At 49.5% G+C, this 26,493-nt stretch carries 17 protein-coding genes, 3 tRNA genes and 3 rRNA genes; 3 read left to right on the plus strand and 20 right to left on the minus strand.

Annotated features, from left to right (window positions below; genetic code table 11):
- From pssA to rluD, 4 genes are all read right to left on the minus strand, one after another.
- Positions 1–834 (minus strand): CDP-diacylglycerol--serine O-phosphatidyltransferase, encoded by an 834-nt coding sequence (pssA, locus tag AC5SV9_RS04360; RefSeq protein ID WP_226765983.1) that lies wholly within the window; start codon positions 832–834, stop codon positions 1–3.
- 120 nt (positions 835–954) lie between these two features.
- Positions 955–3,534 carry an ATP-dependent chaperone ClpB gene (gene clpB, locus AC5SV9_RS04365; protein ID WP_475152973.1) on the minus strand — a complete coding sequence of 860 codons (2,580 nt, stop codon included), beginning with the start codon at positions 3,532–3,534 and terminating at the stop codon, positions 955–957.
- 92 nt (positions 3,535–3,626) lie between these two features.
- Positions 3,627–4,361 carry a peptidoglycan editing factor PgeF gene (gene pgeF, locus AC5SV9_RS04370; RefSeq protein WP_475152972.1) on the minus strand — a complete coding sequence of 245 codons (735 nt, stop codon included), beginning with the start codon at positions 4,359–4,361 and terminating at the stop codon, positions 3,627–3,629.
- A 7-nt stretch (positions 4,362–4,368) separates the two neighbouring features.
- Entirely contained in the window at positions 4,369–5,343 is a 975-nt protein-coding gene (gene rluD, locus AC5SV9_RS04375; protein ID WP_475152971.1) for a 23S rRNA pseudouridine(1911/1915/1917) synthase RluD, read from the minus strand.
- A 123-nt stretch (positions 5,344–5,466) separates the two neighbouring features.
- On the opposite strand from rluD, the gene AC5SV9_RS04380 reads away from it, so the two are divergent.
- On the plus strand, positions 5,467–6,213 hold the full coding sequence (locus AC5SV9_RS04380; protein WP_226765986.1) for an outer membrane protein assembly factor BamD: 747 nt from the start codon (positions 5,467–5,469) through the stop codon (positions 6,211–6,213).
- Positions 6,214–6,252: 39 nt separating this feature from the next.
- On the opposite strand, the gene radA is transcribed toward AC5SV9_RS04380, so the two are convergent.
- Positions 6,253–7,614: a DNA repair protein RadA gene (radA, locus tag AC5SV9_RS04385; RefSeq protein WP_475152970.1), complete on the minus strand. Its 1,362-nt coding sequence runs from the start codon at positions 7,612–7,614 to the stop codon at positions 6,253–6,255.
- A 120-nt stretch (positions 7,615–7,734) separates the two neighbouring features.
- Between radA and AC5SV9_RS04390 the strand changes: the two genes are divergently transcribed.
- Positions 7,735–10,263 (plus strand): PilZ domain-containing protein, encoded by a 2,529-nt coding sequence (locus AC5SV9_RS04390; RefSeq protein ID WP_475152968.1) that lies wholly within the window; start codon positions 7,735–7,737, stop codon positions 10,261–10,263.
- Here AC5SV9_RS04390 and AC5SV9_RS04395 read toward each other — a convergent pair.
- Together AC5SV9_RS04395 and serB are read right to left on the minus strand one after the other, a co-directional pair.
- Entirely contained in the window at positions 10,231–11,127 is an 897-nt protein-coding gene (locus tag AC5SV9_RS04395; protein WP_475152966.1) for an alpha/beta fold hydrolase, read from the minus strand. The two genes, AC5SV9_RS04390 and AC5SV9_RS04395, sit on opposite strands and share 33 nt — an antisense overlap.
- Positions 11,127–12,206, minus strand: coding sequence for a phosphoserine phosphatase SerB (gene serB / locus AC5SV9_RS04400; protein WP_475152964.1), 1,080 nt, complete (start codon positions 12,204–12,206; stop codon positions 11,127–11,129). Before serB ends, AC5SV9_RS04395 begins: the two co-directional genes overlap by 1 nt.
- 72 nt (positions 12,207–12,278) lie before the next feature.
- On the opposite strand from serB, the gene AC5SV9_RS04405 reads away from it, so the two are divergent.
- Positions 12,279–12,872 (plus strand): AhpA/YtjB family protein, encoded by a 594-nt coding sequence (locus tag AC5SV9_RS04405; protein ID WP_134059602.1) that lies wholly within the window; start codon positions 12,279–12,281, stop codon positions 12,870–12,872.
- Here AC5SV9_RS04405 and AC5SV9_RS04410 read toward each other — a convergent pair.
- The 13 genes from AC5SV9_RS04410 to AC5SV9_RS04470 form a co-directional block, all read right to left on the minus strand.
- Complete coding sequence (locus tag AC5SV9_RS04410) at positions 12,843–13,667, minus strand: TatD family hydrolase (protein WP_475152962.1); 825 nt, start codon at positions 13,665–13,667, stop codon at positions 12,843–12,845. The two genes, AC5SV9_RS04405 and AC5SV9_RS04410, sit on opposite strands and share 30 nt — an antisense overlap.
- A complete protein-coding gene (pdxH, locus tag AC5SV9_RS04415) occupies positions 13,658–14,296 on the minus strand; it encodes a pyridoxamine 5'-phosphate oxidase (RefSeq protein WP_475152961.1) in 639 nt (212 codons plus the stop codon). The genes AC5SV9_RS04410 and pdxH overlap by 10 nt, the downstream gene beginning before the upstream one ends.
- 3 nt (positions 14,297–14,299) lie before the next feature.
- Positions 14,300–16,039: an arginine--tRNA ligase gene (gene argS, locus AC5SV9_RS04420; protein ID WP_475152960.1), complete on the minus strand. Its 1,740-nt coding sequence runs from the start codon at positions 16,037–16,039 to the stop codon at positions 14,300–14,302.
- A 12-nt stretch (positions 16,040–16,051) separates the two neighbouring features.
- Positions 16,052–17,638 carry a peptide chain release factor 3 gene (prfC, locus tag AC5SV9_RS04425; protein WP_475152959.1) on the minus strand — a complete coding sequence of 529 codons (1,587 nt, stop codon included), beginning with the start codon at positions 17,636–17,638 and terminating at the stop codon, positions 16,052–16,054.
- A 118-nt stretch (positions 17,639–17,756) separates the two neighbouring features.
- The gene (rimI, locus tag AC5SV9_RS04430; protein WP_475152957.1) at positions 17,757–18,197 is read right to left on the minus strand and encodes a ribosomal protein S18-alanine N-acetyltransferase; all 441 of its coding nucleotides are present in this window, start codon (positions 18,195–18,197) and stop codon (positions 17,757–17,759) included.
- Positions 18,187–18,528: a hypothetical protein gene (locus tag AC5SV9_RS04435; RefSeq protein ID WP_475152956.1), complete on the minus strand. Its 342-nt coding sequence runs from the start codon at positions 18,526–18,528 to the stop codon at positions 18,187–18,189. Before AC5SV9_RS04435 ends, rimI begins: the two co-directional genes overlap by 11 nt.
- 9 nt (positions 18,529–18,537) lie before the next feature.
- A tRNA-Trp gene (locus tag AC5SV9_RS04440) sits at positions 18,538–18,614 on the minus strand.
- A gap of 151 nt (positions 18,615–18,765) precedes the next feature.
- A complete protein-coding gene (locus tag AC5SV9_RS04445; RefSeq protein WP_475152955.1) occupies positions 18,766–20,814 on the minus strand; it encodes a S9 family peptidase in 2,049 nt (682 codons plus the stop codon).
- Positions 20,815–21,223: 409 nt separating this feature from the next.
- Positions 21,224–21,338 (minus strand): 5S ribosomal RNA (gene rrf, locus AC5SV9_RS04450).
- A 91-nt stretch (positions 21,339–21,429) separates the two neighbouring features.
- Positions 21,430–24,312 (minus strand): 23S ribosomal RNA (locus AC5SV9_RS04455).
- Between the two features lie 194 nt (positions 24,313–24,506).
- Positions 24,507–24,582 (minus strand) — tRNA-Ala (locus AC5SV9_RS04460).
- A 91-nt stretch (positions 24,583–24,673) separates the two neighbouring features.
- Positions 24,674–24,750: transfer RNA gene (locus tag AC5SV9_RS04465), tRNA-Ile, on the minus strand.
- Between the two features lie 72 nt (positions 24,751–24,822).
- Positions 24,823–26,359 (minus strand): 16S ribosomal RNA (locus AC5SV9_RS04470).
- Together the 16S, 23S and 5S rRNA genes with 2 tRNA genes alongside form the textbook arrangement of a ribosomal RNA operon.
- Between the last annotated feature and the right edge of the window lie 134 nt (positions 26,360–26,493).

Below are 26,493 nucleotides of genomic sequence, written 5' to 3' on the forward strand. Positions count from 1 at the left end.
TCAGTTGTTTTTTTGCTCTTCTGCTGCTGGCTTATCATCTTCAGGTTTTACAGCATCCTGTTCAGCGAAGTCGGCATCATTGGAATCGCCAACCACATGTTCAAGCTTCAGCTTTCTTACACTACGAATGGTCGTGATAGGCCCCGAACAGGCGTATATAAAGAAAATACTAAACAGCATTTCAGCCGGCCGTGCTGCGATAACGACAAACACCAGCACCACCAGCAAAATGGTGAGGAAAGATACCCTGTCACGCCAGTTTAAATCTTTAAACGAGTTATAACGGAAATTACTCACCATCAGTAAGCCGGTCAGAATCGTCAGAATCCCCACCAGGTAACCGATATTATCACCGTCAATCTGATAGATACTGCCGCTCCATACCATGCCGGCAACAATCGCCGCAGCGGCGGGACTGGCCAGGCCCTGAAAAAACCGGCCATCGGTAACGCTTAAGTTGGCATTGAACCTGGCAAGCCGCAGTGCTGCACAGGCAACATAAATAAAGGCCGCCAGCCAACCGAATTTACCGTACTCTGCCAGGCCCCAGTTATACGCCACCAAAGCCGGTGCCATACCAAAAGACAACATATCAGACATGCTGTCATATTGTGCGCCAAACTCACTTTGCGTATTCGTCAGCCTGGCTACCCTGCCGTCCAAACCATCGAAAATCATCGCGACAAAAATGGCCACTGCTGCAGCTTCAAAGTGTCCGTTCATCGATGCCACTATGGCGTAAAAACCGGAGAACAACCCACCTGTGGTCAGTAAATTAGGTAACAGGAAAATGCCCTTGCGCGGGGCGGTGTCTTGTGTTTTTGACTCAGTCATAAAGCCACTTCTGCTTTGGGAAATTAGTATTGATTATAAGGGACATACCTTAACATGGATAGCCTGATGGCAAAAGTGACCGCCGTAGCGGTCACTTTTACATCAGGAATTACCACTTAGTTAGGGCTGGCTGCTGACAACGAAGCGCGAACCATCATGGTCCAGTAACACGGTGCTGCCCGGTGCAATATTGCCCTGCAGCAACGCCTGCGCCAGAGGGTTCTCCAGATGCTGCTGGATCGCTCTTTTTAACGGCCTTGCACCATACAAGGGGTCGAACCCCACTTCGGCCAGCTTATCCAGAGCAGCGTCACTGATGCTGAACTGATATTGCCGCTCAGCAAGACGCTGCTCCAGCCTCGCCAGCTGAATTTTAGCAATACTGCGTATTTGCTTATTATCCAGAGGATGAAATACCACGGTTTCATCCAGACGGTTTAAAAACTCCGGCCTGAACTGCTTCACCAGAACGTCCATCAGCATGTCTTTCATCTGAACATAGCTGTATTCACGGTAATGCTCCTGAATAAGATCCGAGCCCAGATTTGATGTCATGATAATGACGGTATTTTTGAAATCTACCGTGCGGCCCTGACCGTCCGTTAACCGCCCGTCGTCCAATACTTGCAGCAGAATATTGAACACATCGGGATGGGCCTTTTCTACTTCATCAAGCAGCACCACGGAATAAGGTTTACGCCTTACCGCTTCAGTCAGGTAGCCGCCCTCTTCATAACCGACATATCCCGGCGGTGCCCCCACCAGACGCGATACGGCGTGTTTTTCCATAAACTCTGACATATCAATACGCACCATGGCATCGGGGCTATCGAACAGGAAAGTTGCCAGCGATTTGGTCAGCTCAGTTTTACCTACCCCGGTAGGCCCTAAAAACAAGAACGACCCTATCGGCTTATTCGGATCCGCCAGACCGGCACGGGAGCGGCGGATGGCATGCGCCACAGCGGTTACCGCTTCATCCTGCCCGATCACTTTTTCGTGCAGTGCCTGTTCCATCCGCAGCAACTTGTCCCGTTCGCCTTCAAGCATTTTGCTTACCGGAATACCGGTTGCTTTGGACAGCACATCGGCAATTTCCTGGTCGGTCACTTTGTTACGCAGCAAGGTGTTGTCATGCATCTCTGCCTGAGAAGCCAAATCCAGCTTTTTCTCCAGCTCAGGAATACGGCCATACTGCAGCTCAGACATCCGCTGCAAATCGCTGGCCCGGCGTGCTACTTCCAAATCCAGCCTGGCCTGTTCTAACTCAGCTTTAATATTCTGCGTGCCTTGCAGCGCAGCCTTTTCAGACTCCCATACCTCATCGAGCTCATTGTATTTGCTATCGAGCTCGCGAATTTGTTCCTGTATCATGTCACGCCGTTTTTTCGTGGCATCGTCAGTCTCTTTCGCCAGTGCATTATCTTCCAGTTTCAACTGGATAATACGCCGCTCTAAGCGGTCAAGCTCTTCCGGTTTAGAATCCATTTGCATACGGATGCTGGATGCAGCTTCATCAATCAGATCTATCGCTTTATCCGGCAACTGCCGGTCAGACACATAACGGTGCGACAGCGTTGCAGCCGCAACAATCGCAGGGTCGGTAATTTCTACCGCGTGGTGCAGCTCATAGCGCTCCTTCAAGCCACGCAATATTGCGATGGTATCTTCAACTGACGGCTCTTCTACCAGCACCTTCTGGAACCTGCGTTCAAGCGCAGCATCTTTTTCAATGTACTTGCGATACTCATCTAACGTGGTTGCGCCAAGGCAGTGCAGCTCGCCGCGCGCCAGTGCAGGCTTTAGCATGTTACCGGCATCCATGGCGCCATCGGCTTTACCGGCACCAACCATAGTATGAATTTCATCAATAAACAGAATGACCTGACCTTCTTCTTTGGCCAGTTCGTTCAGCACTGCCTTTAAGCGCTCTTCAAACTCACCGCGATATTTAGCCCCGGCTAATAAAGAGCCCATATCCAATGACAGTACCCGTTTGTCTTTTAAGCCTTCAGGTACTTCCTTGTTAATGATCCGAAGCGCCAGCCCCTCGACAATGGCTGTTTTACCTACACCCGGCTCACCAATTAACACCGGGTTGTTTTTAGTACGCCGCTGCAATACCTGAATACAACGACGGATCTCCTCATCGCGGCCTATTACAGGATCAAGCTTGCCAGCCTCAGCCCGGGCAGTTAAATCCACCGTATACTTTGTCAGCGCCTGACGGGTATCTTCAGCATTCGGGTCGTCTACTTTCTGCCCGGCCCGCATTTGCTCAATGGCAGCTTCAACACCTTCTTTAGTGACGCCAATCAGCCGCAGAATTTTGCCCAAATCTGACTTGTCTTCCGTCGCGGCTAATACAAACAGTTCGCTGGAAATAAACTGGTCTTTACGCTTTTGCGCAAACTTATCACACTGCTGCAGCAACTGCGCCGTAGCAGATGACAGCTGCAGGTTTGCACCTTCGCCTTCAACTCTTGGCAGACGGTCAATTGCCTGGCTGACTTTAGAGCGCAGCTCATTAAAATTGATTGCCAGACGGTTTAACAGCTCCCGTACGGTACCGCCTTCCTGATTCAGCAGGGCAAACATCAGATGCACCGGCTCAATAAATTGCTGGTCACGGCCAAGCGCCAGCGACTGCGCATCCGCAATCGCTTCCTGAAACTTACTGGTAAATTTATCCAGACGCATTGATAGCTCCTCAATGAACAACTTCGTTGTGTCATAAGATTGGGTGCTGCTGGCGGAAATTCAAGCAAGAAACGTCAAAAAATTGACTTAGATCAGTCTAGCCAGATAGAAGCTGCCATCCGTCCGGTCTGGCCATCACGCCGATAAGAGAAAAACAGCTCTGGCTGAGCGTAAGTACAAAAGTCGCCACCGTATACCTGAAATACCCCTGCCGCCTGTAAACGCTGACGCGCCAACAGATACAAATCGGCTTGCCACTTGCCTGTTGCGCCAGCAACAAAAGCCTGCTCAGCCTCTGCAGCCTTTGATATAAAAGCCGCCCGCACTTCAGGACCCACCTCAAATGCACTCTGACTGATTGCCGGCCCTAAATAAGCTAAAACCTGACCCGCTACGGCAAACTGTGCGACGGCGCATTCGATAATGCCGTCGCATAAGCCGCGCCAGCCGGCATGTACAGCAGCCACCCGGTTGCCTCCAGTATCACAAAGCAACAATGGCAAACAGTCTGCGGTCATCACAGTACAGACCACACCGGCAACGCTTGTCACACTGCCATCAGCCTGGGAATCTGCAAGAGAACCTGAATCGAGCTGCAACACTTTCGTGCCATGTACCTGCTGCAACCATAAGGGGGCAGACGGCATCTGCGCCTGCTGCTGATAACGCTTGCGATTTTCGCTGACCGCAATTGGATTATCAGCAACATGATCACCGAGATTTAAGCTTGCATAACGGCCTTCAGAGCAACCACCATGATGTGTGCTGACGACTGCCCTGACATTTGCAGGTGCAGGCCAATCGGGTATCAGCAAACGCTTTGACATCGGCTAGCTATACATAGTCCAGGCCATGCTCGGCCGTATCAGCCCGCAGCGCAGCATTTAACTGCACCATATCGTCCGGTATAGGCGCATGCCACTCCAGGATCTCGCAGGTGATAGGATGTGCCAAACGTAACATAGCGGCATGCAGCGCCTGGCGTTTAAAGTTGCGTAAAATTGTCAGCAAATGTTCATCGGCTTTACGTGGTGGACGCGGGCGCCCCGCGTAAACCGGATCGCCAACCAACGGATGGTTGACGAACGTCATATGTACGCGGATTTGGTGAGTTCGGCCCGTTTCCAGCCGCAAACGCAGGCGGGTATGTGCCCGGTATTTTTCCATCACCCGAAAATGTGTGGTTGCAGGCTTACCCGACTGGCTTACCGCCATATGGGTGCGTTTAGTCGGGTGGCGGCCAATAGGCTCATCGATAGTACCACCGCCGGTCATAGCACCATGACAAACAGCTTCATATTCCCGGGTAATTTCACGTGCCTGCATCGCTTCTACTAAATGCGTTTGTGCCGGGATCGTTTTTGCAACCACCATCAGGCCCGTAGTATCTTTATCCAGCCGATGAATAATGCCGGCCCGCGGAACTTCCGCGATGCCAGGGCAATGATGCAACAGGGCATTAAGCAAAGTACCGTCTGCATTACCCGCCCCCGGGTGCACTACCAGACCAGCAGGTTTATTAATTACCAGTATATGTTCGTCTTCATAAACGATATTAAGATCGATAGCTTCAGCTTCAAAGCGTTCGTCCTCAGGTAACTCGGCATTAATATCAACCTGCTCGCCGCCCAGTACTTTTTCCCGCGGTTTGTTTTGCACCTGACCATTCACGGCAACGGCATCCGCTAATATCCATTCTTTTATCCGCGAACGCGAATAATCAGGGAACATTTCGGCCAGAACCTGATCTAAGCGTTTACCAAAAAGATGGTCTGGTACAATTTCTGAAAGTTTTAGCTGTTTTGTCATAACGGAAGCAGTTATCCTGTGTGCAACCCCGGCAGGTCTGGGGTAGAATCGCAATTTAGTGTATTTTAGCGATTTTACGTCTGACTAGACAGCCATTTAGCTCAAGTAGTAACGGATTTTTAAATGAACTCGAACTTTATACTGATTTCTCTGCTGGCGTTAACGCTTACCGCCTGTGCCGGCAAACCCAAGGACGACCCCAGTACTACCCAAACTGCACAAAGCATGTACCAGCAAGCAAAAGAGGTACTGGACAACGGTTTGTATAACAGAGCAATAGAATTACTGGGCGCAGTGGAAAGCCGCTACCCCTTTGGTCCTCTGGCGCGTCAGGTACAACTTGATTTAATTTATGCCCATTATCAGGCTGGCGATGTGCCTAAGGCGCTTGCCGGAATCGATCGTTTTATCCGGCTAAACCCGAACCATCCTGAACTGGATTATGTGTATTACATGCGAGGCCTGAGTAACTTAAAAGCCGACGAGAATGCACTGCATGAAGTATTAGGCATTGACCGCGCAGACCGCGACCTGGCCAGCACCCGTCAGGCATTTGATGATTTTAAAACTCTGGTCAGCAGTTTTCCTCAGAGCAAGTACGCACCTGAGGCCAAAAAGCGCATGCTGACAATCAAAAATACGCTGGCAAGATATGAACTGTCGGTGGCAGATTATTATATGCGCCGCGGCGCTTACCTCGCTGCGGCAAACCGCGGTAAATATATTGTTGAATTTTATCGTGATTCACCGCACATTGAAAAAGCGCTGGAAATCATGGTTGAGAGTTATGACAAGCTCGGCCTGACAAAACTTAAAGAAGATACCTATCAGGTACTGATGCTAAACTTTCCGCAGAACGATAAGTTCTGATTAAAAGCCCCTGCAGTGCAGGGGCTTTTTCATTCAGGCTTAAATTGCTTCTAATGCTTCTGCTAACTTACTGACAGCAATCACATCCATGCCTGGCACCGCCTCTTTCGGTTTATTAGCCACCGGCACTATAGCGCGTTTAAAGCCATGCTTGGCAGCCTCTCGCAATCGCTCCTGGCCGCTGGGAACCGGGCGTATTTCGCCTGCCAGCCCTACCTCGCCAAATACCACCAGATCATTTGGCAGCGGCTTATCACGAAAACTCGATACCAGTGCCAGTAAGGTCGCCAGATCCGCGCTGGTTTCATTGACCTTAACCCCGCCAACCACGTTAACAAATACATCCTGATCGGCCATCTGTATCCCCGCATGGCGGTGCATAACCGCCAATAGCATCGAAATACGGTTTTGCTCCATGCCTAAGGTTACGCGACGAGGATTATTCAGCGGCGAATAGTCCACCAGGCCCTGAATTTCAACTAAAAGTGGCCGGGTACCCTCCCACAGCACCATAACAATGCTGCCAGACTGGTCCTCTTTACCACGGGTGAGAAAAATAGCCGACGGGTTTTTTACTTCTTTCATGCCCTGCCCGGTCATGGCAAAAACGCCTAACTCATTCACCGGGCCAAAACGGTTTTTATTACCGCGCAATGTCCGGTAACGGTTGTCGCTGTCACCGTCTAACATCACTGAACAATCAATACAATGCTCAAGCACCTTTGGCCCGGCTAAAGAACCATCTTTTGTAACATGGCCCACCATAATGATGGCGATATGATGCTGTTTAGCAAACCGGGTCAGATAGGCGGCACTTTCCCGCACTTGCGACACACTGCCTGGCGCTGACTGAATATCAGCCAGGTGCATCACCTGAATAGAGTCGATAACCATAATGCGCGGTTTTTCCTGCTGCGCCAGCGCACAAATTGTTTCGACGTTGGTTTCAGCCAGCATTTTAAGCGCATTTGTTGGCAAGCCTAAACGCTGTGCCCGCATAGCGACCTGCTGCAGCGACTCTTCACCCGTCACATACAAAGCATTGCCTTGCTGTGCCAGGCCACACATAATTTGTAGCAATAAAGTACTTTTACCTGCGCCAGGATGGCCACCGATCAGAATCGCAGAGCCCGGCACTATGCCACCGCCAAGTACACGGTCAAACTCGGCAAAGCCACTGCTAAAACGCGGTACGTCCTGCAAATCGACCTCATCAAGCCGCATCACTTTTGCCACCGCTGCACCGGCATAACCTTCAAAGCGGCTACTTTTATTGCTCACAGCCCCCAAACGAACTTCGCTTACGGTGTTCCACGCACCACATTCGGAACATTGCCCCTGCCAGCGCACAAAGTCAGCGCCACAATCGCTACAGACATAAGCGGTTTTAGTTTTTGCCATGGTTTATTTTCTCAAGCTAAATGAAAGGCATGGATATTGCTTTTCAAATTGTAACAACGTAGCGTACTACAGATTATAACCTGAAGATGCCGGTATTTTGGCATTTAACCTGACTGAAATATGACAGCTGCAGATTTACAAGAATATGTCGGTGTAATAGACCGGATGAAGAGTTCACTGAACTCTGCTGATTTTGATCAGGTGTTTAGCCTGTTGACTTCCGACCTGCCTAAATCCAAACAGTTTTTGCTGAAAATGGAGCTTAAACGCATGGCGCAGCCATGCAGCTATTTTATCGACCTGCGAGGCCATGTCGACGGCGATGTTAAGCCGTATGATTATATGGGTAAAACCCACTATATGGATGACAATGCCATTAAAGTGTTTGAAGCCGGGTTGAAACAGTATGGCAGCTATACACTGGGTTTATACGAAGAAGTGCTCAATACCGAGAACAACTTCCGCGTTATGCACCGTAAGCAAACCGAAGACAGGGTTCGCAATGCGCTGCAAAATGACGGCACTTTTACAAATCAGCAGGCAGAAACAGAGCCTGAATTACCACCGCAGTATGCCAGAGTGATTCACTTTGGTCAGTACACCTCCAGGCGCGATGAGCGCATGCACTTTAGTATAGATGTAGAAGTTGAACTGGATGGAAAACGGTTCCAGGCCAGCACTTCTGATTTGTCGGTTTCAGGCTGCAAACTGAAATTACAACAGGCAGTGAAAACAGAGGCCGGTAAACTGGTAAAACTGCATTTCACCGGTTTAGAGCAGGAATTTATACTTGGCCTGGAGCAGGGTGTCGCTTACAAAATTGTTGAAGTCAGCCAGCAAGGGGCCAATCAGTATTTACGTCTGCAACGGCAGCAAAATGAAAACGAACAACAGTTTGCCGAGTTTCTGCAAAAATTTATTAATGGCAATAAACGCCGTTATAAAGTTAACCTCGACAATGTCAGCCAAAGCTTGTTAAGTAAAGGATATGAACAGTTCTATGTTCCTCGCATTAATGCCCTGCCGGTATTTATTGCGGTACGAAACGGTCAGCCCATTCCAATCTGTGCTTTAACAACGGATTATAATAAAGCCATATGGCAGTATTTTCTGGACGAACAGCATCAGTCAGTGTTTATCAGTATCTGCCATGCCCGGCGTTTGAAACAGCTGTTACAGCAAAGTTCGGTAGAGAAATCTACTATCCTGTATAGCTTCACTCACGCGGTAAAAGGCAAATTATTTTTCTATTCAGCAACGCATGAAGAACTGGATGCATCTGAGCAGTTAAAGGCATTATTTCTCGGTTTCGGCGCAAGCAAGCCCAGCTGGCGGGTATTTCAGCTGAATTTACAACGCTCGTCAGCAGCGCAAGCGGAAACACCGCTTACCGTGCCGGTTCAGGGCAATATAAAACCACCGCAGCCATTATCCAGTCTGGTAAAGCAATTCATTCAGGATGTGCGGTACATTGTCAGCTTTACCGATATCACCGGCAATCAGAGCACATTTTGGTATCAGAGCTATCCGGTTGACCAGCAGCAACTAAAATTATTGGCCCAATTTGGCCATAAAAAGCTGGCTAACACCCCACCTTGTGAAGCCGTCGCTGTGCAGTATGTTAATTTGCGCTCAGAATCACGCTATTTGTATAAGACCGCAGTCACAGTGAAAACCTCAGCCGACCCGGCGGAGCTCAGCGGGCACAGCCGCGATTTCTCTTCTAAAGGTTTACAGCTGGAAACCACCCTGCCGGTGCGTTTTAATAAGGGAGATGTATTGCTGCTAACCCTGCCGGAAATGCAAAAGATAAGCAGTAAGTATCAGCTGTCTGCGCTGCCTTATGAAGTCATGGCGGTTAGCAAAAGCCGCACAATAATGAATCTGCGGGCGGTAGAGGGCGACCAGCCTCATGTTGGCAGATTATTCTTCCAGCAACTGATCCAGAACAACCGTGCAAAATTGACTCAGGCAGAGGAGAGCCCGAAGTATCCGGGGCTATCTACCGCACTACGTAATTTATATATGAACGCACAAAGCCATTTTGCGTTATATGTGCACCGAAAAGGCATCCGCTACGAAATTAATACGCTGGCTAAAGGTGGTGCCGGGAACAGCTTGCATCAGTTGCTGGCAATACAAAGCAAAGATGAGCAACAACTCGATTTGTCGCTTATTCTGCAAAACAACGCCATTAGTTTACATTTTGCGCAACAGCTAAAACAAATGAAACGCTTTGATAGCCCCAAAGCCTTTGAGTTGTACGTTGTGATCAGCCGTAAAGCCGGCACAGAACAACCTGAACTGCATTGCCATTACGACTATGAGTTCACCTCTGAGCAGGCGAAGCAGCAATATGTGTTAAGCGCATTACAGACGAATGTGCTGTTTTGCTACAAACTGTTACTGTCCCGCACCGGCCGGCCAGACACTGACTTTATTGCGCCGGAACTTAGCTATATCAGTGCCTATGCTATTCACAAAGCGAAACAGCTGGAAGAGGAATTATGGAGTGTCGCAGGCGTTATTGATGCGATAGATATTTCTGCAGAAATTCCATGGCGATTTGGTGCCCAGGCCGAGCTTAGTCAGCAACATTATGCCCGGCAACAGGCGTTACTGGCACAGCTTACGCAACCAATCTCTTAGCTCAGAAAAGTGTCCATTGACCGCAGTCGGATGCGTCAGCATAGAAATATGGTCGTAGTCATACAGATAGCCAGTTTTTCTGCCTAACAAGGTAAAGCGGGCTTCTGGCGCGGTCTCAGCAATAAAGGCCTGAACATCTCGCGGATGGCCAAGCAGTCGGTCATTCTGAGCTGCAAAATGCCACACAGGTGGCCACTGCACCATTTTACAGCCGTGAGCATAATCAAATTTATCTTCCGGATCTTCAAATGCCCCACCTTGTATCCATGCCACAGTATCCTGCACGAAAGGCGAAGGTTCATCGTCGGCTCCCAACCGCCATTTACGGGCGGGAAAATAGCCATAGCGCTCGCTCAGCCAGGGCGCAATCTTATTCCATAGCAGGTTAATTTTCAGCTTTCGCTCCAGGCTTTGTACGCTTATCACCCTTTTAGTGCCAAAGCACACTTTTGCTGCAAGTTTTGCCGCAAGCTGCGGAGCCCGGGCTAAAGATGCCGCCGCGACTACGCCGCCCCAGGAATGCGCAATAAGAATAACTTTTTGCTGATGCTGCTGATAAATATGCTCGATTAAGGCGGGGATATCATGGCTAATCATCTGCTGCTGACTTTGCGTAAAACCGTCCGCCGCGCGGGGTTTGGAAGCACCGCGGCCGGCAAAATCAGCGCAGTAAACCACAAAACCGTTGTCAGCCAGATAGCACCCCAAACCTTTGCCGGAATGGCTGTAAAAAATCCGGCCATTCTCAATCGCACCATGCAGCATCAGCACAGGTGTTATGCCCGGTTGTATCGGCATTAAACGGCGCAAGTGCAATTGATACTGCTTCAAATCCAGATACAGGGAGCTTTGCTGATGCTTCATCACAGATCCAGCAAATACAGCAACTGCAGCAGAGAGCCTTGCCTGATGGCAGCCTTAGCTTGTGCCTGAACTTTAGGCTTTGCATGAAATGCAACCCCCAACGCCGCAGCATTTAGCATTGGGATATCGTTAGCGCCATCACCAATCGCAACAGTTTGCGTTAGTGAAATAGCATACTGCTCTGCCAATAACCTCACCACTTCTGCTTTGGTCGTCGCATCAACAATATCGCCCAGCACTTTACCGGTCAGCTTACCATCCTGTATTTCCAGCACATTGGCAAAAGTTGCTGCTAAGCCAAGCCGCTGCTTTAACGCATCAGTGAAGAATGTAAAACCACCTGACGCGATGGCAACTTTCCAATGCTGCTGCTGCAAATACGTAACCAGGTCAGTCAACCCCGGCATTAACGGGATTGCCGCAAGCACCTGGTGTAACACTGATTCCGGTGCACCTTGCAAAGCCGCAACACGGGCAACCAGACTTTGGGCAAAATCCAGCTCGCCATTCATTGCCCGGGCAGTGACCGCCGCAACCTGCTCGCCAACACCAGCTAATGCAGCAATCTCATCAATACATTCAATCTGGATTGCCGTTGAGTCCATATCCATTACCAGCACGCCTGGCTCCGTCAGGCTGGGCCGCGCCGCTAAATACACCAGCTCAATGCCAGCTTGCTGCGCCACATCACTTAGCGCCTGCAGCGTACTGGTCGGTAATGCCTGTGTTACAGACAGCTCGACAGCACCGGCAAGCATTGGATGCGGCCGGTAAACGCGACAATGCGTTGGGCTATTAAAGCCCAGCACTGCTAATACCGCTTTTACTGCAAGCCAATTTAACTCTTCACCAAATAAGCGCAAAACAGCAACTGGGGGTTGGACGACGTTGTCAAACCCTTCACAGCCAGGTAAATCCAACGCATGATTACTGTGCAAATATAATGCGCCCTGGCGCAGATGCACGGCATAGCAGTCAGTTGTATTTAACAAGGCTAAAGGCGAACCGCCAAGAAGCGGCTGGTTGGAAAGCTGATAGAAAAACGACACAGGAGTACCTATACTTGGCAACGCCGTCATGGCATGCTACACAAACTGATTACGCTGTTTCGTTATTCCAACGAATAGGATCTGTCAGCGCTTACGGAATTTATGCAAAACGATATCGCAATACCCAGCACTACATCAAGCACTATTAAACTGCTACAAATTGCTGTCGCCGTAGCAGGGATCTGGCTGTTACTGCACTTGTGGGTGCTAACTCAGCAGCAAGGCCAGTACTTGCTACAACAACAAAGCAGCCAGCTGATGCGCGAAACGCTGACCGCCTTATCGCATACCGCTGCCTATTTAATTGAGCATGACCAGTTGGCTGGCCTGGAACAGCTAACGCAGCATATCGCTGACAGCCCTTATCTATATGATGTTGTAGTGTATGACGCCAATGGCGTGCGGATGAGCTGGACAGAAAATAGTGCACCAGCGCGCTTGTTATACGGACCAACACAGGCCGAGCAATTAGTGGCCATGGTGCAACCCATCACGAAAGAGCAGCAGCTATTGGGCTATATTAAGTTAAGCCTGCGCCAGGACATTTCACTTAACCAGATAAGCACCTCATGGCAACATATGATGCAGCAATTGCTGGGCATGTTGATCCTCGCCGGCATCGTTGGCTTTATGCTACGCCGGGGTTTCTCGAGATTTTCACGCCACTCATTTCGCCTGCGTCGCATCAAGCCTTAACACTTCATACGTGTTGTGCCATAGCTGCTGAGCGATTTCTTTAGGTGGTTCTGGCCTTAACTGACAAAAGCGCTCAAATACCAATGCCAACTGGGCCGGAGTATTTACTTGCCCCTGGTAACCGGCAAGCGGCATTGACGGCGCATCCGTCTCCAGTACAAAACTTTCTAATGGCAGCTTCTGCACGGTTCGGAGGGTTTTCTCTGCACGTTCATAAGTAATGGTGCCACCTATCCCCAGCTTGAATCCTAAATCGGTAAACGCCTTCGCCTGCTGTGGGCTACCGGAAAAAGCGTGCAAAATACCGCCCTCAGCAAACTGTTGCCTTTTGAGTTCTGCCAAAAGCTGTGGCTGACTTTTACGATGATGCAGGATGACGGGTTTGTGATATTGCTTCGCCAGCGACAATTGCTCACTGAACAATGTTTCTTGCCTCGAAAACGACTCGGTGTCTAACACAAAATCCAGGCCAATCTCACCTACCGCTGTTATTTGCGCGCTATGGGTTGTCAGCAAAGCATCAAGCTCAACAAGCGCATCAGCTTCGGCTTTTACTGCCCACCATGGATGAATACCCAAAGCGATATGCCAGTAAGGGTGTCGTTGACGCAAATTGAGCAGGTTATGCCATGCAGCCTGTTCTACTGCAGGTATTAGCAGCCCTTCGACACCGCGTTGCTGTGCATTGTGCCAGTGTATAGCTTGCTCAGAGGCAAGTTCAGGTAAATCCAGATGGCAATGGCTGTCAAACAACCGCAGGCGGTAGTCATCCGTGTGCTGCCCGGTTAGGGACATAACCGCTCGATACTCCAGCTGTTATCGCTTTGCCTGTTATACATAAAGCGGTCGTGTAAGCGGTGCTCGCCACCTTGCCAGAACTCGATTTTATGTGGCCGCACTAAAAAGCCACCCCAGAATGAGGGCAGCGGTACTTCACCGTGTTCAAATTTATGTTTAATTTCGGCGAACTTTTGCATCAGTGCCATTCGTGTCGATACCGGCCGGCTTTGCTCCGAGGCCCAGGCTGCCAGCTGGCTTTCTTTGGGGCGTGACAAAAAGTACCTGGCTACCTGGCTTGAGCTTACCCGCTCGGCCGTACCATAGACAATCACCTGCCGCTCTAGTGGATGCCAGGGAAAATGCAGGCATACTTTGGGGTTGCCACTCAGTTCAGTTGCCTTGCGGCTACCAAGATTGGTGTAAAAGGTAAAGCCGTCCTGCCCCACGTCTTTTAGTAACACCAGACGCTGTGACGGCTGGCCATGCTCGTCGACACTCGCCACACACATCGCAGTCGGGTCCGGTAATTCTGCCGCAATAGCATCTTTAAGCCACAGCTCAAATTGTGCTATCGGATCGGCATTTAATTTATCGAACTCCAACTTATCTTTGGTGTAACTGCGGCGAATATCGTCGATTTTCATAGCTTACATACGCTCCATAACCTCAATACCCAGCAAGTCCAAACCTTGCTTTAATAGCTTAGAGGTAAAAATACTCAGCATTAAACGGCTGTCACGCTTTGCTGGTTCAACGCCGTCTTTCAATATCGGACAAGCTTCATAAAACGCCATGTATAAACTTGCCAGCTCATACAGGTAATTACACAGTAAGTTAGGCTGCGCATCTTTCATTACCTGCTGCAACGCTTCTTCAAAGCGTAGCAACTTAACTGCCAATTGTTTTTCCTGCTCCTGCTCAACCACCAACGCAGCGCTGAAACTATCAGCAATACCGGCGCGGCGCAAAATACTGCGCACCCGGGTGTAAGCGTATTGCAAGTATGGTGCAGTGGCGCCTTCAAAGCTTAGCATCGCGTCCCAGCTGAATATGTAATCGCTGGTACGGTTTTTCGACAGGTCAGCAAACTTTACCGCACCAATACCGACTTTACGTGCTACTTCTGCAATTTCGTCTTCGGTTAAATCGCTGGCTTTTTCCTGCACCACCGCTTTAGCTCGCACCACGGCTTCTTCCAGTAGCTCGGCCAGTTTCACTGTGCCACCGGTACGGGTTTTAAATGGTTTGCCATCTTCGCCCATCATCGTGCCAAACGGGCAGTGGTCATAGGTTGTTGCTTCGCGCAGATAGCCTGCTTTACGTGCAACCAGCTCAACCTGTTTAAAGTGCAGCGCCTGGCGTGCATCGGTAAAAATCACGATGCGGTCGGCATGTAACTCATGGCTACGGTACTGACACGCCGCTAAGTCTGTCGTTGCATACAGAAAGCCACCACCGGTTTTCTGCACGATAAAGGGTGACGGGTTACCTTCCTTATCTGCCAGCTCCTGCAGAAACACAACCAGTGCCCCCTGGTCCTCTACCGCCAACTGCTGCTGTTTTAAATCATCGACAATGCCCTGCAGCATACCGTTATAGGCACTTTCCGGTTTGATATCAGCGTGGCTTAGCGTGACGTTGAGTTTTTCATACACTTCTTCGCTGTGTTTTACCGAGGTGTCAATAAACAGCTGCCACAGTTTCTGGCAGTGGGCATCGCCGCTTTGCAGCTTAACCACATAGTCACGTGATTTGTCGGCGAAACCGGCCTCATCGTCAAAGCGCTTTTTCGCTTCACGGTAGAAATCTTCCAGATCGGCAAGTGCCACAGCTTCCAGATCAATACCTGCCGCCAGCTTGTCTTCAAGATGCGCAATCAGCATACCAAACTGAGTACCCCAGTCGCCCATATGGTTCTGACGGATAACCTTATCACCCCAGAATTCCATAGCGCGCACTACAGCATCACCAATGATGGTTGAACGTAAGTGGCCAACGTGCATCTCTTTTGCCAGGTTAGGCGCCGAGTAGTCCACCACCACTATTTGCGGCGCTTCGTTTGTGCTTACGCCCAAACGGCTATCTGTTGCAGCCTGCTGCAGCTGCGCAGCCAACCAGTTTTTATCCAAGGTTACATTGATAAAACCGGGGCCAGCAATGTCCGTTTTTTCAGCGATACCATCCAGTGCTAATTGTTGAACCAGTTGTTCAGCTAATTGGCGCGGATTAGTTTTTAGCAGCTTGGCTGCCGCCATTGCGCCGTTAATCTGGTAATCACCAAATTCTGTACGGGTACTTACTGTAACGGCAGCATTAGTATCAGCAGGTAAGCCCAAAGCGACGAACGCGTTTTGCGTTTTTTCAGTTAATAATTGCTTAATATTCATTCGGCTTACCTGTTAATGTTCACGTGTCTTGTGGAATTTGATTTTCGGGTAGCGCTCTATGGCCAGATTCAGGTTTACCATGGTTGGAGCTATGTAAGTCAGCGCATCGCCGCCATCCAGTGCCAGATTCTGGCTGGCTTTGTTTTTAAACTCGTCCAGCGCTTTGGCATCATCACTATATACCCAGCGCGCAGTAGAGACGTTTACCGATTCATACAATGCATCAACGTTGTATTCAGATTTTAACCGGTGCACTACTACATCAAACTGCAGTACACCAACTGCGCCAACGATCAGGTCGTTGTTATCCAAAGGCCGGAAAACCTGCACCGCACCTTCTTCAGATAACTGTACCAGGCCTTTAAGCAGCTGCTTTTGTTTCAGCGGGTCACGCAGCCTGATGCGACGGAACAATTCCGGCGCAAAGTTTGGAATACCGGTAAATTGCATATTCTCGCCGCTGGTAAAGGTATCACCTATCTTGATGGTGCCGTGGTTATGTAAACCGATAATATCGCCTGGGAATGCTTCTTCTAAATGCTCACGGTCTCCAGCCACAAAGGTTAGCGCTTGCGGAATAAGCACGTCTTTGCCAATACGAACATGGCGCACTTTCATACCTTTTTCGTACTTACCGGACACAATGCGTAAAAACGCCACGCGGTCGCGGTGTTTCGGATCCATATTGGCCTGAATTTTAAAGACAAAGCCGGTAAAGCTGTTCTCAACAGGCGTCACAGTTCGGCTGTCGGTAGCACGCGATTGCGGCGCAGGAGCCCAGGCTGTTAAGCCATCGAGCATATGGTCTACACCAAAGTTACCTAAGGCCGTACCGAAGAATACAGGTGTTAACTCGCCTTTTAAAAACAGCTCACGGTCAAACTCATGGCTGGCACCACGCACCAGCTCCATTTCATCGCGCAACTGCTGGGCATAATAACCAATACGTTTATCCAGCTCAGGGTTATCAATACCCTTGATGATATCGACATCCTGAATGGTGTGCCCCATACCAGATTTATAGAAAATGACTTCGTCTCGCAGGATGTGGTACACGCCTTTAAACTCTTTACCCGAGGCTATCGGCCAGGTAATAGGCGCACAGGCAATTTTCAGTACGCTTTCAACTTCATCCAGCAAATCAATAGGATCACGAATATCGCGGTCCATTTTGTTCATAAAGGTAATAATTGGCGTATCACGAAGACGGGTAACTTCCATCAGTTTAATGGTACGTTCTTCAACACCTTTGGCGCCGTCAATAACCATCAGGCAGGAATCCACAGCGGTTAAGGTGCGGTAAGTATCTTCGGAGAAATCCTCGTGCCCCGGGGTATCCAACAGGTTCACCAGACAATCCGCATAGGGGAACTGCATCACCGAGGTGGTTACCGAGATGCCCCGCTCTTTTTCCATTTCCATCCAGTCTGATGTGGCGTACTGGCCAGACTTTTTACCTTTAACGGTACCGGCTTTCTGGATGAGTTGTCCGAATAACAATACTTTTTCAGTAATGGTGGTTTTACCGGCATCGGGGTGCGATATGATCGCAAAGGTGCGCCGGCTGTTTACTTCGGCTAAAAAGTTATCTGTGCTCATAATATCCAATAGTCTGTTACCGCAGGCATCCGGCTACGGTGTAGGGCTTAAACCCAAGAGTAAATAATAATGCGCGCGATTATAGCAGCTTGAATGTCAAGGGCACAGAGTGGATGTGTTACATCGCGAGTGACATTAGCACCGCATCGGCCTTACTATCGCCATGTACGTAGTAATTTTTGCGTATACCGGTTTTATTAAAGCCGCATTTTTCATACAGTGCTATCGCACTGAGGTTGCTACTACGCACTTCCAAAAAGGCTTCGACAGCACCACGGGTGCGCCCTTCGTGCAAAAAATGTTTCAGCAGCGCTTTACCGTAGCCTTTGCCCTGCATGTTTTTAGCAACACAAATATTAAACAGCTCCAATTGCTCAAGGATAAGCTGGGCAAAATAAAACCCCTGCAGCTCACCGCTTTCATCGAGCAGCTTATAACTGAAATAGCTATCAGCAAAGCTGCTGATAAATGCACTTTCCTGCCAGGGGTAAGGGTTAGCCTGCTGCTCAATCAGTACTATACGTGCAATATCATGCTGGCTTAATAATTCAATCTTCATCCAAGGCACTCAATAACTGCCACAAGGCTTTTTTGCACCGTGCTTGCTGCATTTTTTCCAGAACCGGCGTCAGTAGCAACTTATCGTTCAACGCAACATTGTCGGTTAGCGTGTCTATCTGCCAGTTAATATCTTCAGGCAGAGCGATCTGAATATCCTGAGCTAAAGCAACACCCAAATCTGGTGCTTGCAATATCTGCTTGTCAGACTGCGCTTGAGTATCAACGGCGGTTTCCGGGTGCTTTTCATGTACAAAGCCAGCATTCAGCTGCAGCGGCGTTATACGCAACACATCCAGAAGGTTCTGCTGTGATTGAGAGAATGTTTTCATAAACAAAAGTGGCAGGGGCAGAGGGATTCGAACCCCCAACCATCGGTTTTGGAGACCGCTGTTCTACCAATTGGAACTATGCCCCTGTAGCTGGTCGCGCCATTATACAAAAGCCGACCCAAAGGTAAAGCAAAAAGCTGTGCTAACATATTCAACTGCATAGAAAACGAGCATTCAATAACATATAGGGCTTACATTAGCACAAGCCCGGCAGGCTTCCTACCGGGCCTAACTGTGTTATGACTTATCTTTTTCAGCTGCAGGCGCGCGGTATTTTTCAAACCAATACAGAATGTATGCTGTTTTGGCCATTAAGTTGCTTGGACGGCTATAAATAGAATGTGATGCTTCTGGGATCCTCACCATCGCAGTATCAACCCCACGTAACTGCAACGCCTGATAAAACTGCTCTGTTTCCGATATCGGTGTACGGTGGTCGGCTTCACCTGTCATCAGCATAGTAGGCGTTTTAACATTGCCAACATAGCTAATCGGCGAGTACTTCAAGTAATGCTCGGGGTTTTCCCATGGCATCGCAGGAAACCAATATTGAGTAAAGTAACTGTACATATCAGCGTTCAATACAAAGCTGAACCAGTTAATAACAGGCTTTACCGATACAGCCGCAGCAAAGCGATCTGTATGACCCACTATCCAGGCAGTTAATGCACCACCACCGCTGCCTCCGGTAACAAACAGCTCTTCTTCATTGATATAACCTTTTGCGACAACAGCGTCAACGCCGTCCATCAGATCATTAAAGTCCTGGCTTGGGTAGTTATGATGAATAAGGTTAGCAAAGTCTTCCCCGTAGCTAGTACTGCCCCGCGGGTTAGTGTAAAGCACAACATAGCCCTGTGCAGCCATCAGCTGCAGCTCCATAGCGAAATGAGGCCCGTAAGCTGTATGAGGACCGCCATGGATCTCGAGGATAAGCGGATATTTTTTACTGGCATCAAACTGCGGCGGATAAATAACCCAACCTTGCAGTTTACGCTGGTCAACAGATGAGTTGTACCAAAACTCTTCAACCTTGCCAATATCACGGGCAAATACCAGATCAGCATTAAAATCTGTAATAGTGTGCTTTTTACCCTTATTAATTACTGCCAGCTCGGCAGGTTTCTGTGTATTCATCTGGGTATAAGCGATAAGCCCATTTTTAGCCGTTGCAAACTGGCCACCACTGTATGGTCGTCCGTATGAACCGCCACCTATATCGCTGGTGATAACAGCGCGCTTACCCGCAATAGTCTGCTCAGCAAGAATACCTTTTCCCTCACTGTCATAAGCAATGTAAAGCGCTTTGCTGTTTGGTAGCCACTGAAAATCGTCAATAGCCCTATCCAGATCCTCAGTCAGATTGCGGATATTACTACCGTCAATGTTCATCACATACAAACGGCTGGCCTGATGCGACAGTTTACGATCATCAAAACCAGTAAAAGCGATCAATTTACCATCAGGCGATAGTTGAGGTTGGCTATCCGGACCATTACGTTCGGTAAGTTGTGTCAGCTTACGCTCAGCCAGCGTTAAATGGAAAATCTCGCTGTTCAAAGGATTAGATTGCCAGTCAGGATGACGATTAGCTGAGAAATAAATGGACTTACTGTCTTTAGCCCAACTGATACTCCCGCCGTGATTAAAATCACCTTCTGTTAGCTGTATCGCCATCCCACCTGATGCTGGCATAACATAAATATGCCGGTAGCCGGACTTAAGATAACCGGCACCATCAACCCGATATTGCTTGCTATCAATATATACAGCGGCTTTCGCCCAATCAGCCTTCTCCGGTTTACCTGGCAGTGTAACAGGAGGTTTAACCTGTTTAGGCGTAAACATAGTGAAAGCCAGCCAATTACCATCGGGCGACCACGTCAGATTAGCAGGGCTCTGAGTCAGCTGTCCGAGCTGCGAAGTGCGCCCGCTATCAAGCCATTTAACGTGTATCTGGCCATTTGCAATGAAAGCAATTTGCTTATTATTCGGAGACCATTGCGGGTTGCTGGCACTGAGATCTTTATCAGTTAAAGGCTCCAGCTTTTTACCATCAGCGGAGCTTAGCCAAAGCGTCGTACGCCGCCGGTCAGTTTGTTTTTCCATCCAATTACGAACGAAAACAATCTGCTCTCCCTGACTATCCGGCTGCGGATCAGAAACGAACTCAAGCTCAAATACATCTTCGTACTGTAGTGGCTTAGCAAAGACATTAGCGCTGAAAATTGTCAGCAGCAGACTAGCGGCAAGACAAAAACGATTTGTTGATTTTCTGCAAGTCATCTGAATATCCATTTTTGTTATAGGTGTCAGATGATACTAACTGAATTCTGCCAGCAAACGATAGGCTTGCGTTTAAAGGGGAGTTTGTGGAGATAAATAAAACCGGCCGCATTGTTGAGGGTGTTGAGTATTGTGCTGCTGCGGGGCGAGCAGCGGTGAACGATACGTTCTGGCCGCCAAACACAAAAAGGCCTACCGGTTAAGGTAGGCCTTCTGCTTTATGAGGCGCCTGGCGGTGAACTACATTGCTCGGCGCATCCTGCGCCTCATCCCTGCGGGACCAGCCGTTGGCTGTCCCAGTTCGCTCCAGACGAACTGGTCGCATAGCGTTCGCCCGCTCGGGCAGATAACCGGCCAGCATACAAATAAAAAAGCCCCTCGTTTTCACGAAGGGCTTGTTTATTTGGGCGCCTGGCGGTGAACTACTCTCGCATAGCGAATGCTACACTACCATCGTCGCAGCTGCGTTTCACTTCTGAGTTCGGAATGGGATCAGGTGGTTCCACAGCGCTATTGCCACCAGGCAAAACTGTTTACTGTCTTTAACTTAGCAAGCTTGTAGTATGCACACTGTATTTCTGTTGGCTTTTCAGCCTAAAACATCTTTGGCGTTGTATGGTTAAGCCTCTCGGGCAATTAGTATGAGTTAGCTTAACGCCTCACAGCGCTTCCACACCTCACCTATCAACGTTGTGGTCTCCAACGACCCTTTAGCAGACTTAAAGTCTGAGGGATGACTCATCTTGTGGCCGGCTTCCCGCTTAGATGCTTTCAGCGGTTATCCGTTCCGAACGTAGCTACCGGGCAGTGCCATTGGCATGACAACCCGAACACCAGCGGTTCGTTCACTCCGGTCCTCTCGTACTAGGAGCAACTCCACTCAATCATCCAACGCCCACGGCAGATAGGGACCGAACTGTCTCACGACGTTCTAAACCCAGCTCGCGTACCACTTTAAATGGCGAACAGCCATACCCTTGGGACCGACTTCAGCCCCAGGATGTGATGAGCCGACATCGAGGTGCCAAACACCGCCGTCGATATGAACTCTTGGGCGGTATCAGCCTGTTATCCCCGGAGTACCTTTTATCCGTTGAGCGATGGCCCTTCCATACAGAACCACCGGATCACTATGACCTACTTTCGTACCTGCTCGACGTGTCTGTCTCGCAGTTAAGCTGGCTTCTACCATTACACTAACCGTACGATGTCCGACCGTACTTAGCCAACCTTCGTGCTCCTCCGTTACTCTTTAGGAGGAGACCGCCCCAGTCAAACTACCCACCAGACACTGTCCGCAATCCCGATTCAGGGACCTACGTTAGAACATCAAACATACAAGGGTGGTATTTCAAGGACGGCTCCACGATAACTGGCGTTACCGCTTCAAAGCCTCCCACCTATCCTACACATGTAGGGTCAATGTTCAGTGCCAAGCTATAGTAAAGGTTCACGGGGTCTTTCCGTCTAGCCGCGGGTATACGGCATCTTCACCGCAATTTCAATTTCACTGAGTCTCGGCTGGAGACAGCCTGGCCATCATTACACCATTCGTGCAGGTCGGAACTTACCCGACAAGGAATTTCGCTACCTTAGGACCGTTATAGTTACGGCCGCCGTTTACCGGGGCTTCGATCAAGAGCTTCGCTTGCGCTAACCCCATCAATTAACCTTCCGGCACCGGGCAGGTGTCACACCCTATACGTCCTCTTACGAGTTTGCAGAGTGCTGTGTTTTTAATAAACAGTTGCAGCCAGCTGGTCACTGCGACTCTTCACTGCTTACGGAGCAAGTCCTTCACAGCAAAGAGCGTACCTTCTCCCGAAGTTACGGTACTATTTTGCCTAGTTCCTTCAGCCGAGTTCTCTCAAGCGCCTTGGTATGCTCTACCTGACCACCTGTGTCGGTTTAGGGTACGGTCACCAATACCTGAAGCTTAGAGGCTTTTCCTGGAAGCATAGCGTTAGCAACTTCGTCACCGTGGTGACTCGTCTCGTATCTCAGTCTTAAGCATCCGGATTTTCCTAAACGCTCAACCTACATACTTTCACGCGGACTACCAACGCCGCGCTTGCCTAGCTTTCTCCGTCCCCCCATCGCAGTATTGGCCGGTACGGGAATATTAACCCGTTTCCCATCGACTACGCCTTTCAGCCTCGCCTTAGGGGCCGACTCACCCTACCCTGATTAGCATGGGATAGGAACCCTTGGTCTTTCGGCGGGGAAGTTTTTCACTCCCCTTATCGTTACTCATGTCAGCATTCGCACTTCTGATACCTCCAGCAACCCTCCCGGGTCACCTTCACAGGCTTACAGAACGCTCCTCTACCACTTGTGCAAGCACAAGTCCGCAGCTTCGGTGAATGATTTAGCCCCGTTACATCTTCCGCGCAGGCCGACTCGACTAGTGAGCTATTACGCTTTCTTTAAAGGGTGGCTGCTTCTAAGCCAACCTCCTAGCTGTCTATGCCTTCCCACATCGTTTTCCACTTAATCATTACTTTGGGACCTTAGCTGGCGGTCTGGGTTGTTTCCCTTTTCACGACGGACGTTAGCACCCGCCGTGTGTCTCCCGAGTAGTACTCATTGGTATTCGGAGTTTGCATGGGGTTGGTAAGTCGGGATGACCCCCTAGCCCAAACAGTGCTCTACCCCCAATGGTATTCGCTCGAGGCGCTACCTAAATAGCTTTCGAGGAGAACCAGATATCTCCGAGCTTGATTAGCCTTTCACTCCGATCCACAAGTCATCCCCATCTTTTTCAACAGATGTGGGTTCGGTCCTCCAGTTAGTGTTACCCAACCTTCAACCTGCTCATGGATAGATCGCCCGGTTTCGGGTCTACACCCTGCAACTATTCGCCCAGTTAAGACTCGGTTTCCCTACGGCTCCCCTATTCGGTTAACCTCGCTACAGAATGTAAGTCGCTGACCCATTATACAAAAGGTACGCAGTCACACCACGAAGGTGCTCCCACTGCTTGTACGTACACGGTTTCAGGTTCTATTTCACTCCCCTTACAGGGGTTCTTTTCGCCTTTCCCTCACGGTACTGGTTCACTATCGGTCAGTCAGGAGTATTTAGCCTTGGAGGATGGTCCCCCCATGTTCAAACAGGATACCACGTGTCCCGTCCTACTCGTTTTCACTAAAAAGGCATTGTCGTGTACGGGGCTATCACCCTGTATCGCTCATATTTCCACATGATTCCACTAACACCAATCCAGCTTAAGGGCTACTCCGCGTTCGCTCGCCGCTACTAACGGAATCTCGGTTGATTTCTTTTCCTCGGGGTACTTAGATGTTTCAGTTCTCCCGGTTTGCCTCCTTAACCTATGTATTCAGTTAAGGATAGTGAGTAAACTCACTGGGTTTCCCCATTCGGACATCTGCGGGTCTAACGCCTCTTACCGGCTTCCCACAGCTTTTCGCAGGTTAGTACGTCCTTCATCGCCTCTGACTGCCAAGGCATCCACCGTGTACGCTTAGTCACTTAACCATACAACCCAAAAATGTTTTTGTGTCGTACAGTGTGCTTTGCTATACACTCTCTCGCTTGAGTTCGAGAGGTTGCTTAGCTTGTTTTTTACTACTATCAGCTTGCCAAATTGTTAAAGAGCAGTTTGAGATTAAACTCAAATCAAATCATTCTCGTAAGAACAGTTTCATTTGAATTTCAACACACTAAAGGAATGGTGGAGTTAAGCGGGATCGAACCGCTGACCTCCTGCGTGCAAGGCAGGCGCTCTCCCAGCTGAGCTATAACCCCAATCTAGTTAATTTCGCTTTAGACAAGGCGCTTTCCTGTGAAGCATACTTAGGTATGCAAGCAGGGAAGCAACGCCGTATAACGCGGAATTTGGTGGGTCTGAGTAGACTCGAACTACCGACCTCACCCTTATCAGGGGTGCGCTCTAACCACCTGAGCTACAGACCCAATCTGTACGTGTGCTCTATCTCATGCAATCAATCATCTGTGTGAACACTTATAACTTCATGTCACTTTAGGTAAGGAGGTGATCCAACCGCAGGTTCCCCTACGGTTACCTTGTTACGACTTCACCCCAGTCATGAATCACAAAGTGGTAAGCGCCCTCCCGAAGGTTAAGCTACCTACTTCTTTTGCAACCCACTCCCATGGTGTGACGGGCGGTGTGTACAAGGCCCGGGAACGTATTCACCGCAACATTCTGATTTGCGATTACTAGCGATTCCGACTTCATGGAGTCGAGTTGCAGACTCCAATCCGGACTACGATACGCTTTAAGAGATCCGCTCACTGTCGCCAGCTTGCCTCCCTCTGTACGTACCATTGTAGCACGTGTGTAGCCCTACTCGTAAGGGCCATGATGACTTGACGTCGTCCCCACCTTCCTCCGGTTTATCACCGGCAGTCTCCCTAGAGTTCCCACCATTACGTGCTGGCAACTAAGGATAAGGGTTGCGCTCGTTGCGGGACTTAACCCAACATTTCACAACACGAGCTGACGACAGCCATGCAGCACCTGTCTTAGCGTTCCCGAAGGCACAACTGCATCTCTGCAATCTTCGCTAGATGTCAAGAGTAGGTAAGGTTCTTCGCGTTGCGTCGAATTAAACCACATGCTCCACCGCTTGTGCGGGCCCCCGTCAATTCATTTGAGTTTTAATCTTGCGACCGTACTCCCCAGGCGGTCTACTTAGTGCGTTAGCTGCGCTACTCACAGTACAAGACCACGAACAGCTAGTAGACATCGTTTACGGCGTGGACTACCAGGGTATCTAATCCTGTTTGCTCCCCACGCTTTCGCACCTGAGCGTCAGTATTGTGCCAGGGGGCCGCCTTCGCCACTGGTATTCCTCCAAATCTCTACGCATTTCACCGCTACACTTGGAATTCTACCCCCCTCTCACATACTCTAGCGTGCCAGTTTTGAATGCAATTCCCAGGTTGAGCCCGGGGCTTTCACATCCAACTTAACACACCGCCTACGTGCGCTTTACGCCCAGTAATTCCGATTAACGCTTGCACCCTCCGTATTACCGCGGCTGCTGGCACGGAGTTAGCCGGTGCTTCTTCTGCGAGTAACGTCAAAATGCTGTGCTATTAACACAACACCCTTCCTCCTCGCTGAAAGTGCTTTACAACCCGAAGGCCTTCTTCACACACGCGGCATGGCTGGATCAGGCTTGCGCCCATTGTCCAATATTCCCCACTGCTGCCTCCCGTAGGAGTCTGGACCGTGTCTCAGTTCCAGTGTGGCTGATCATCCTCTCAAACCAGCTAGGGATCGTCGCCTTGGTGAGCCATTACCCCACCAACTAGCTAATCCCATATAGGTGCATCCGATAGCATGTGGCCCGAAGGTCCCACACTTTGGTCCGTAGACATTATGCGGTATTAACAGTCGTTTCCAACTGGTATCCCCCTCTATCGGGCAGCTCCCTATACATTACTCACCCGTCCGCCGCTAAATCCAGGAGCAAGCTCCCTTCATTCGCTCGACTTGCATGTGTTAGGCCTGCCGCCAGCGTTCAATCTGAGCCATGATCAAACTCTTCAATTAAAAGTGTTTGCTGTCCATAAAGGACTGCTCAGTCTTACTGACTTAAAACATATTTCTATGTAAGTCACTCAACCGATAAATTTCATTTTGTGAAATCCATCATAAGTGCCCACACAGATGATTGATTGCGAATT

The organism is Rheinheimera sp. ATLC3 (assembly GCF_059429535.1).